The following is a 9,122-nucleotide window of genomic DNA, read 5'->3' as shown; positions in this document are numbered from 1 at the left end:
ACGTCGATCGCCCCGGAGCAGGCGCTCTACCGTTGGCGCACGCTCCGGAAGTACGTCTCGAACGTGCTCTTTCTCCGACCCAAGGTGGGGGAAGGGAACCCTTGGCTCAAGCAGTTCATCTACGGCGCGGCCGCCGCGTTCGCGATGCTCTTTGCGACCTTCGTCGCGTTCTTCTGGCAGTCGCGCTACGGGGCCCTCTCGATGAACCTCTTCATCGCGCTCGTCGTCGCCTACATCTTCAAGGACCGCTTGAAGGAGGGGCTGCGCGAAGCCTTGGCGAAGGTCTTCCGCCGGTGGCTTCCCAACCGCCGCACGATCCTCATGCGCCCGGACGGCGAAGAGGCCGGCAGGACCTTTGAGACCGTCGACTTCATGAAGGCGGACGAAATTCCGCCTGAAGTGCTGGCGCTGCGGCGCGCCGCGCATTCGCTGCCCTTCTCGGACGAATACCGCGAGAGCATTCTGCGCTACCGGAAGTCGGTCGAGATCGACGCCGAGGTGATCGCGGGCGAATTCGGCGCGCGCTCGCTCTACGACATCACGCGCATGTCGGTGACGCCGTGGACGGCCTCGATCGACCGGCGCTTCGAAGAACTCCCCTACGTCGACGACGAGGACGACGCCTCGACCGACACCGACGCCGGGCAGCACCGGGAGCACCTCATTGAAAAGCGCTACCACGTCTACCTCGTGCGCGTCGTCGAGACGGGCGCGGGGAAGACCGCGGACGTGATGCGCATCATCCTCTCGGAAGCGGGCGTGTGCGCGCTCGAAGCCGTGAAGGCGTCGGAGCCGTTCTGATCCGCTCTGATCCGCTCTGATCTGCTCAGAACCGCTCTGAGCTGATCGAACCGTCCTGAGGCGCTTGAGGGGAATGAAAAACGGGCGGACCCGCCGTGGGTGCCGCCCGTTCGGATTGTTGGTTGAGGTTGCCGCTCAGTCGACCTTCGCGCCGGAGATCTCGACCAGCTCGTCGTACTTCGCGTATTCGTCCGCGATGAGCTTGTCGAATTCGGCCGGGGTCATCGGGGCGGGCGTCGCGCCGAAGCCTTCGAAGCGCTTCTTCATTTCTTCCGTCGCCAGGGCCGGAGCGAAGGCGTCGTGGAGCTTCTGAACGACGTCGTCCGGGGTCGAGGCGGGCACCTGGAGGCCGAACCACGTGTAGATGTCGAAGTCGGGAATGCCGGACTCTTCGACCGTCGGGATTTCAGGCATCAGCGGCGTGCGGGCCTTGGTCGTGACGGCGAGCGCAATGAGCTTGCCGCCCCGGATGTTCCCCGCGGCGCTCGCGAGGTTGTCGATGATGAGGTCGGTCTGACCGGCCAAGACGGAGAGCAGACCCTGCGCGGCCCCGTTGAAGGGGATGTGCGTCATCTCGATGCCGCAGCGCTTCTGAAGGAGCGCCGCCGCGAGGTGGCCGGCGGAGCCGTTCCCGCCCGAGGCGAAGTTGAGCTTGCCCGGGTTCGCCTTCGCGTAGGCGACGAGGTCCTGCAGGTTCTTGATGTTGTTCTTTTCCGCGAAGGCGGGCGTGATCACGACGACGTTCGGGGCCGTGGCGACCAAGGTCACGCTCTTGAAGTCCTTCTTCGGGTCGTACGGGAGCGTCGGGTAGAGGTGCGGATTGATGGCGAGCGTCGCCACCGCGCCCATCACGAGCGTCTTGCCGTCGCCGTCGCGGCGCTTCGCCGTCGACATGCCGACGTTGCCGCCCGCACCCGGACGGTTTTCGACGATCGTTGTGCCGAGCTTGTCCTTCACCGCATCGGCCAAGGCGCGCGCCGAGACGTCGAGCGGGCCTCCCGGCGGGTAGGGAACGATGATCGCGGTTTCACCCGTGGCCGCGCAGGCGGAGGTCATCGGGAAATAAGAGGCACTGAGGAGTGCCACCACACCGATGGCACTCGTGAGAGCGCGACGTGAAATCATGATTTCTTTTCCTTCGAGAAGTGAGGGGAAGAAGCCGCCGACGGGGCCGCAAAAGCCCTGTCGGGAAAACCGGCCCCGGGTACTCGCCCGCGGGCCGTTCCCTCATTTGAACACGGCGAACGCCCCAACGGGTTGGGGGCTTCAACAAGTCTTGCGTTCCGACACGCCCGTTGGGCGGCTCTCCTTAGGCGCAAGTGCTCAAGGGTTTGCGCGCGGAAACGAAAACCCTACGCTTCGAGCTCCCACCGGGCGAGGAGGCGGCGAAGCGTATCGTCTTCTTCGAGCCGCGTCCAGGCGTTGCGTAGCCGCGAGGCGTCAGCCCAACCCTTCGCCATCCAAATCCCCTTCGTCTGCACGGGCGTCAGAGGGAAGGGGAGCACCGCCAACCGTTCGTCCAAAGCGGCGTAATGCCGCGCCTCGGTGACGTCGGTCACCATGAGGTCGCCGTCGCCTGCGGCGACGCGCGACGGGATCGCGACGTTGTCGGGTTCGAGGATCACGCGGGCGCGCGTGAGGTTGGCATCCACCCAACGCTCGTTGGTGCCGCCCGGATTCTTGATCACGGTGACCGAAGGGTCGTTGAGGTCCTCAGGAGACCGGAAGCGCCCGAGCGCCTCGCGGCGCACGATCCCGGTCTTCCAGAAGGGGGCGTAGGCGGGGAGAAAGTCGCCCCGGGCCTCGCGCTCCGGCGTGATGGAGACCCCGCCCGCCGCGACCTCGTAGTCGCGGCCCAGCCCCTCCGCCAACCCCGTCCAGTCCGTCGGGACGATCCGGAGTTCCATCCCGGCCTCGCGGGCGAGCGCCTCCAGAAGTTCGACGTCGTGCCCCGTGAGCCGTCCGTCGGGCTCCAGGCATGCGAAGGGTCGGAAGTCGCCGGGAATCCCGGCGCGAAGATACGGGGTCATGAATGAGGGGACTGGTGGTCTTGGTCTTTGGGGCGCGTCGCAAAGCAATGACCTTTGGGTCGCGCTCTGCCGGAAAGGTTAGCACGCGGAGCCGCCGTTTCCGGGCGAAGGTTCCTCAGGAAAAAGCCTGAGGGAAGGGACTTTCGGGTCAAGGCGCCTCACCTTCGCATCCCCGCCCCTTGTCCGCCGATGGGCACAAAGAAGCCCCGCCGGGCTTGCGGCCGGGCGGGGCTCCTCAATGTCGTCGGACGCTTCAGGAAAGCGCCCGGATTACGTCGATCAGTATTCGAACGTGCCCTTCACGACGATTTCGCGGTCCTTCATCATGCGGCGGCCGCGCGCGAAGACGTCGGTGAGCTCGAAGTCTTCGGTGAAGAGACAGGCGTTCGCGCAGGCGCCCTTTTCGACAACGCCCTGGCCGGCGAGGCCGAGAGCCGCGCCGACGTTCGACGTGACGAACGTGAGGGCCTGCTCGATCGGCATCTTGTAGTCGCGGATGAGGCGGCGGATTTCGTTGAGGTTCCCCTCGACGCCGCCGACGCCCAAGCCAACCATTTCGCCCTTGTCGTTGAAGCGCGGGACGGAGCCGTGGCCGTCCGTCGAGAGCGTGATGAGCTTCGGATCGACGCCCGCTTCGAGCGCGGCGATGACGGCTTCCGCAGGATGGTCGAAGCAGCAGGACGCCCCCGTCGTGATGTCGATGTGGCCGCCCTTCAGCGCGAACTGCACCGCGGCGTCGAAGACGTGGCGGATGCGGCCGCAGTGGGTCGGACGGATGTGCTTGATCGGGAAGCCCTTCGCGACGATTTCGTCGTACATCTCGAAGGAGCCGGGGATGTTCCCGGTGTGGACGTGCATGAAGCCGACCTTCCCCGCCAACATCGCGCCCACGCGGATGTCGGCGAGGAGCGCGAGCACCTGCTGCGTGGTCGGGAAGGAGGAGCGGTGGTCGCCCAACGCGATCTTGACGCCCAGGCACTCCGGCACGAAGAAGAGGTCGTTCGGGACCGAGTCCGTCAGGGTCGTCGCCGGATAGCGGTAGTTCGACGTGTACATCCAGGCGGAAACGCCTTCCGTCTGGAGCGCGCGGACCTTCGCGAGCAGGTTCGGGATCGAGCGCGTCGTGAAGTCCGTGCCGGAGACGCCGACCACGCTCGTCGTCCCGCAGGCGATGAGTTCGGAGAGCACGAGTTCGGGCGTGCGGGTCGAGGGACCGCCTTCGCCGCCGCCACCGGTCACGTGGATGTGCTGGTCGAAGAAGCCCGGCGTGAGGATCTTGCCCGCGGCGTCGACGGTTTCGAGCTCGGGGAGCGTGACCGAGAGGTCCTTCCCGACGGCGACGATCTTTTCGTCGACCATGAGGACGTCCTGGACGCCGAGGTCCTTCGGCGCGAAGACGCGCGCGTTGCGGATCAGAGTGGCCATGTTGGAATTCTCCTTTGGATGGTTTCGCAAACCGGTGGAAATCAGAGGAAGGCGGCCGACGCGGCGACGTTGACGATGAGCGCGAGGAGCATCACCGGCACGGTGCGTCGGACGATTTCAAAGGGCGTGAGCCCCGCGATGCCCGCCACGGCGATGATCACGCCGGCGATCGGGCACATCGTGCGGGCGAGGCCCGCGGACAACTGCACCGGCACCGCGAGCACGGCGGCGTTGATGCCCACCGAAGCGGCGGCTTCGGGAAGCAGCGGCGAGAAGGCGAAGAAGGCGGCGTTGCCGGAGCCCGTGACGACCGTGGCGACGACCATGATGCCGAGCATGACGAAGAGCATCACCCAGACGCCCGCGTTTTCCATCGACGCGGCGGCGGAAATGAGGGTGGAGACGCCGCCCAGCTTATTCATCCCGAGCGCGAAGAGTTCCGCGCAGCAGATGAGCCCGACGGTCGAGGTGAAGACCTTGCCCATGCCTTCGAAGACGGCCTTGGTGCGCTCGCACGCATCCTTGAAGCCGCGGTGCGTGAGGAGGTCGACGATGAAGGCGATCATGATCGAGACCATGATGCCGGTCTGAAGCGAGAGCTTCACGTCGGCGTAGACCATCGGCGAGAAGATGATGAGGAGCACGAGCGGGAGCATCGGCAGGAGGGCGTAGTAGGAGGGACCGGCCCCTTCAAAGGCCTTCTCGAGGTCCTGCGCTTCGGCGGCATTCCGGCTCACGCCCTTTTTCGCATCGCGCGCGTCGAACCAGCGCTGCACGAAGAAGTGCCCGACGGCGACCGTCGCCACCACGCAGAGGGCGACGGGAATCTGACTCTGCACGAAGTAGGTGACCACGTCGGTGCCCAGAAGGTCGGCGGCGCGCATCGCGTTCGAGCTCGCGGGACCGAGGTCCAGACAGCAGGTCGAGCCGATCACCGCGGCAGCGGAGGCGCGGGAGACGCCGAGCGCCACGAGGAGCGGGTAGATGGACGCCATGAGAAGGAGCCCGAGGCCAACGGCCGAGTTGATGAAGAGGGCCATGAACTGACCGATCACGTACGTGACGGCCAGAAGGATGTAGGGCGAGCGGATGGCGGACAAAGGCTTCACGCAGAGCTTCACGAGCGCCTTCGAGGCGCCGATGCGGTCCATGTAGACGGAAAAGCCCGCGATCATCATGATGTTCAAGCCCAGGCCCGGAAGGCGCCCGGCCATCAGGCTCGTGAAGGCCTGGTGGAGGTCGAAGCCGAAGAAGCCCGTGGACTTCCCTTCGGCGACCGGCATCTGGCCGTAGAACGCGGCGCAGATCAGCATGACGAAGCCCGCGAGGAGCAGGACGAACGGAGGATAGTAGTTCTTGAGCACGCAGTAGGCCACGACGGCCACGACCGCGAGCGTGATGAGGACGCCGATCACGACGAATCTCCTTTTGTGGGTATGGTCGAAAGCCTCCTCTCCGGGAGGTGCCGCGCATTCTATGACCGATACGCCTTTGGGGGTATCCGGAATAACCTCACTGGGGGTAGTCGTCTTTTGCGTCCATTTGATCAGACCGGGGCGGCGGGGCGCGTCTTTGCAATCACAGGGACCGACGGGGCGACGAAAACCCCAAAAGAAAGGCTCTGTTCTGACCAAGTGTTGATTTTCAGGAGTTGCTTCGTGAGGGATCGAATTCGCCTGGTACGCACGGATTTCGGCAATTTCGGTAGGTCGTCACCAACAATGCTGACAGCCATCCCGAAATCTGCGAGATGGTCCCGACCGGTGAACATCGGGAGAAATCAACACTTTGTCGAAACAGAGCCAAAAGAAAACCGCGCCGGTTCCGGAGAACGGCGCGGTTTTGTGAGGGATTCTCTTTCGGCGAAACCGTCAGATCGCGATTTCGTACCCGGCGCGGCGGGCGGCCAAAAGCGCTTCGGTGCGGTTCGTGGCGCCGAAGGCGCGGTAGATCGCGGCGACGTGGGTCTTGACGGTGCCTTCCGACAGGTTCAGGTCGCGGCAGATGCGCTTGATCGGGGCGCCCTGCGCGAGAAGCATCAGGACGTCCTTCTGGCGTTCCGTCAAGTGCACGGGTTCGGCTTCCTGCGGGATGAGTTCCGTCGTGCGGTTGATGAAGCCCGTCCGCTGGCTCTCGGCCAGGAGCTTCGACGGGATGAAGACGCCACCCTTCAGAACGAAGTCGATCGCGGACGTGAGCATGTCCGTGTCGAGCGACTTCGGGACGAAACCCGCGGCGCCCAGCTGCAGCACGCGCATGATGCTCTGCTCGTCGACAAGGCCCGAGACGACGAGGATCTTGAGCATCGGCTGGATGCGCACGATTTCTTCCATGAGTTCGGTGCCGGAGACGCCGGGCATCGAGAGGTCGAGGATGAGCAGGTCGGCGCTGTCGCCCTCGCGCGTGACGAGGTCGATCGCGTCGGCGGCGCTCCCCGCCGTGAGGACTTCGGCCGTGGGATCACGGTCGAGCAGCATCATCGAGAGGGCACCGGTGACGAGCGCATGGTCGTCGACGATCAGGTACTTCATGGGCTAACTGGGCCAAGGCCTTGTGTGTTGCGATTCGGGAAAGTTTAACGCGCAGAAGGGCCCCGCGCGACGCCTGAAATCGGAAGAAACAAGACGTCCCCGTCGGTACGGCACAACGGCGACATCCCGATCGGGATTTTTTGAGGTTGTCGTCGCCCCAACACCAGTCGACGTAGGCCGCGGCGGCCAGGAAGGGCCCCAAGGGGAGCCGCCCCTCGCGGAGGTTTCGGTCCATGAGCGCCAGCACGCCGAAGGCGGCGAGCGCGGCGAGGCTCGCCCCGAGAATGACGAGGGGAAGCTTCAGGACGCCTGCCATGGCCCCGATCGGGAGCATGAGCTTCACGTCTCCGAGCCCCAGCCCTTCCGTGCCGGTGCGCTTTTCATAACCCCAAGCGATCAGCCAAAAGACGCCCGTGCCCAGGACTGCGCCGAGGAACGCATCCATGGCGTCGCCGCGCCAGGAGGCCCAGGCGAGCGCCATCGCGGCGGCGGGGAGCGTGATCGCGTCGGGGAGGATGCGGGTCTTCAGGTCGATCCCCGAGGCGACCAAAAAGAGCGACGTGAGGACGAGAAGAAAGAGAAAGTCGGGCGTGGGCCCGAAGCGGAGGGCGAGGACGCCGTAGAGCAGGGCCGTGAGGATTTCGACGGCCGGGTACTGGACGGAGAGGCGCACGCCGCAGTGGCGGCACTTGGCGCGCAGCATCGTCCAGGAGAGGACGGGAATCAACTCCAAGGCGCCCAGGCGGTGCCCGCAGGCGTCGCAGGCAGAGGGCGGCCACACGACCGAGCGTCCCGCGGCGCCGAGGTCGATGGCGACGTTCAGAAACGACCCGACGAAGAGCCCGACGAAGGCGGCGCAGAGCGTGAAGAAGAGTTCCGGGGTCATGGGGTCGTCCCCGCCGTCAGAAGGGCCCCGGCGCGCCGCTCACGCAGTTCCGGGTGGCGGTTCCTGAAGCTCTCGCGGTTGCGGGCGCGCGTGAGCGCGGCCTCGGCCGTGATGAGGTCGGCTTCGACCAGTTCGGACAAGTGGTCGTCCATCGTGCGCATCCCGTAGGCGCGGCCCGTCTGCATGACGTTCATGAGCTGGTGGGGCTTCCCGTCGCGGATCATGTTCCGCACCGCCGCGGTGGCGACGAGGCTCTCCATGGCGAGCACGCGCCCCGCGCCGTCGCGGCGCACGACGAGGTTGAGCGAAAGCACGGTTTCGAGGGACTGCGCGAGCGACGAGCGGATCAAGGGGGCGCGCTCCGTCGGGAACATGTGGAGGATGCGCTCGATCGTGTCGGCGGCCGAGGGCGTGTGAAGGGTCCCGAAGACGAGGTGGCCGGTTTCGGCGGCTTCGAGCGCCAGGGAGGTCGACTCGGGGTCGCGCAGTTCCCCCACGACGATCACGCCGGGGTCTTCGCGGAGCGCCGCGCGCAAGGCCGGCGCGAAGCCTTCGGTGTGCGTTCCCACTTCGCGCTGACGCACGAGGGACTTCCCCGGCCCGTAGACGAATTCGATCGGGTCCTCGATCGTGAGGATGTGGGCGGCGCGGGTCCGGTTCGCGTGGTTGACGAGCGCGGCCATCGTGGTGGACTTGCCGCTCCCCGTCGCGCCCGTGACGAGCACGAGACCGCTCTCCAGCATCGCGAGGTTCGCGATCTGAGGGGGAAGGCCCAACGCGTCGGGGGGGCGGGATCTCGAGCGGAATCGGACGCACGGCGAGGGAGAGCCCCGAGACCGTGCGGAAGGCGTTCGCGCGGTGGTGCGCCAACCCCGGGACCTTGAAGCGGAAGTCGACTTCGCCCTGCTGCGCCAAGGTTTCCCGCTGCTCCGGCGTGAGGAGTCCGGAGAGCGTCGCCTCCATCCAGACGGCGTCCAACGCGGGCGCCGCGACCGCGCGGAGCTCTCCGGCGGTGCGGATCATCGGCGGGTGCGATTCGGACAGAAGCAGGTCGGACCCCTTCGCGTCGCGAAGGAGGCGCAGAAGCTCGCGGAGCGTGGGGAGGGCGGCGCTCGTCGTCAAGGGGAAGGTCTCGCGAAAAAGGCTGAAGAAGACTGAAAAAGGTTCGGGGCGGTTGAGTGCAGCCGAATGCGGCGGGGCGGGAGATGAGGGCCTTCCTGAGGAGCGGCGGAAGGCCCCGAAGAGGGGTGCGGGCGGGGTGCTTCCCGCCCATGTCCTTAGGACTGCGACGAGCAGACCGGGATCGGCAGGTCGTAGGTTTCGCTCACGTCGGCCGAGTTGGTGAGGCTGATCGTGACGTTGAGCTTGCCGTTCGACTGCGAGCCCGCGGTGACCGAGTACGGGTCGTCCAACTTGATCGCTTCGCCGGCGGTGGCGGCCGTGAGCGCC

Annotated in this window: 7 protein-coding genes and 1 pseudogene; 1 reads left to right on the top strand and 7 read right to left on the bottom strand. The window is 66.1% G+C overall.

Going from position 1 to position 9,122, the window contains the following annotated elements; all coding sequences use genetic code 11:
* A pseudogene (locus HMPREF9440_RS08585) lies at positions 1-801 on the top strand (hypothetical protein); the annotation flags it as partial.
* Between the two features lie 135 nt (positions 802-936).
* Here HMPREF9440_RS08585 and HMPREF9440_RS08580 read toward each other — a convergent pair.
* The 7 genes from HMPREF9440_RS08580 to HMPREF9440_RS08550 form a co-directional block, all read right to left on the bottom strand.
* A complete protein-coding gene (locus tag HMPREF9440_RS08580; protein WP_316244793.1) occupies positions 937-1,926 on the bottom strand; it encodes a Bug family tripartite tricarboxylate transporter substrate binding protein in 990 nt (329 codons plus the stop codon).
* A gap of 227 nt (positions 1,927-2,153) precedes the next feature.
* Positions 2,154-2,831: a transporter substrate-binding domain-containing protein gene (locus HMPREF9440_RS08575; protein ID WP_008543368.1), complete on the bottom strand. Its 678-nt coding sequence runs from the start codon at positions 2,829-2,831 to the stop codon at positions 2,154-2,156.
* 279 nt (positions 2,832-3,110) lie between these two features.
* On the bottom strand, positions 3,111-4,256 hold the full coding sequence (gene iadA, locus HMPREF9440_RS08570; RefSeq protein WP_008543367.1) for a beta-aspartyl-peptidase: 1,146 nt from the start codon (positions 4,254-4,256) through the stop codon (positions 3,111-3,113).
* Positions 4,257-4,297: 41 nt separating this feature from the next.
* A complete protein-coding gene (dcuC, locus tag HMPREF9440_RS08565; RefSeq protein ID WP_008543365.1) occupies positions 4,298-5,671 on the bottom strand; it encodes a C4-dicarboxylate transporter DcuC in 1,374 nt (457 codons plus the stop codon).
* A 456-nt stretch (positions 5,672-6,127) separates the two neighbouring features.
* Entirely contained in the window at positions 6,128-6,787 is a 660-nt protein-coding gene (locus HMPREF9440_RS08560; RefSeq protein WP_040765241.1) for a response regulator transcription factor, read from the bottom strand.
* Positions 6,717-7,673: a prepilin peptidase gene (locus HMPREF9440_RS08555; RefSeq protein ID WP_008543360.1), complete on the bottom strand. Its 957-nt coding sequence runs from the start codon at positions 7,671-7,673 to the stop codon at positions 6,717-6,719. Before HMPREF9440_RS08555 ends, HMPREF9440_RS08560 begins: the two co-directional genes overlap by 71 nt.
* Complete coding sequence (locus HMPREF9440_RS08550; protein WP_050816192.1) at positions 7,670-8,449, bottom strand: type IV pilus twitching motility protein PilT; 780 nt, start codon at positions 8,447-8,449, stop codon at positions 7,670-7,672. The genes HMPREF9440_RS08555 and HMPREF9440_RS08550 overlap by 4 nt, the downstream gene beginning before the upstream one ends.
* Positions 8,450-9,122 lie beyond the last annotated feature (673 nt).

This window comes from Sutterella parvirubra YIT 11816 (assembly GCF_000250875.1).
Lineage (GTDB): Bacteria > Pseudomonadota > Gammaproteobacteria > Burkholderiales > Burkholderiaceae_F > Sutterella > Sutterella parvirubra.
This window is presented reverse-complemented; position numbering and strand designations above follow the sequence as displayed.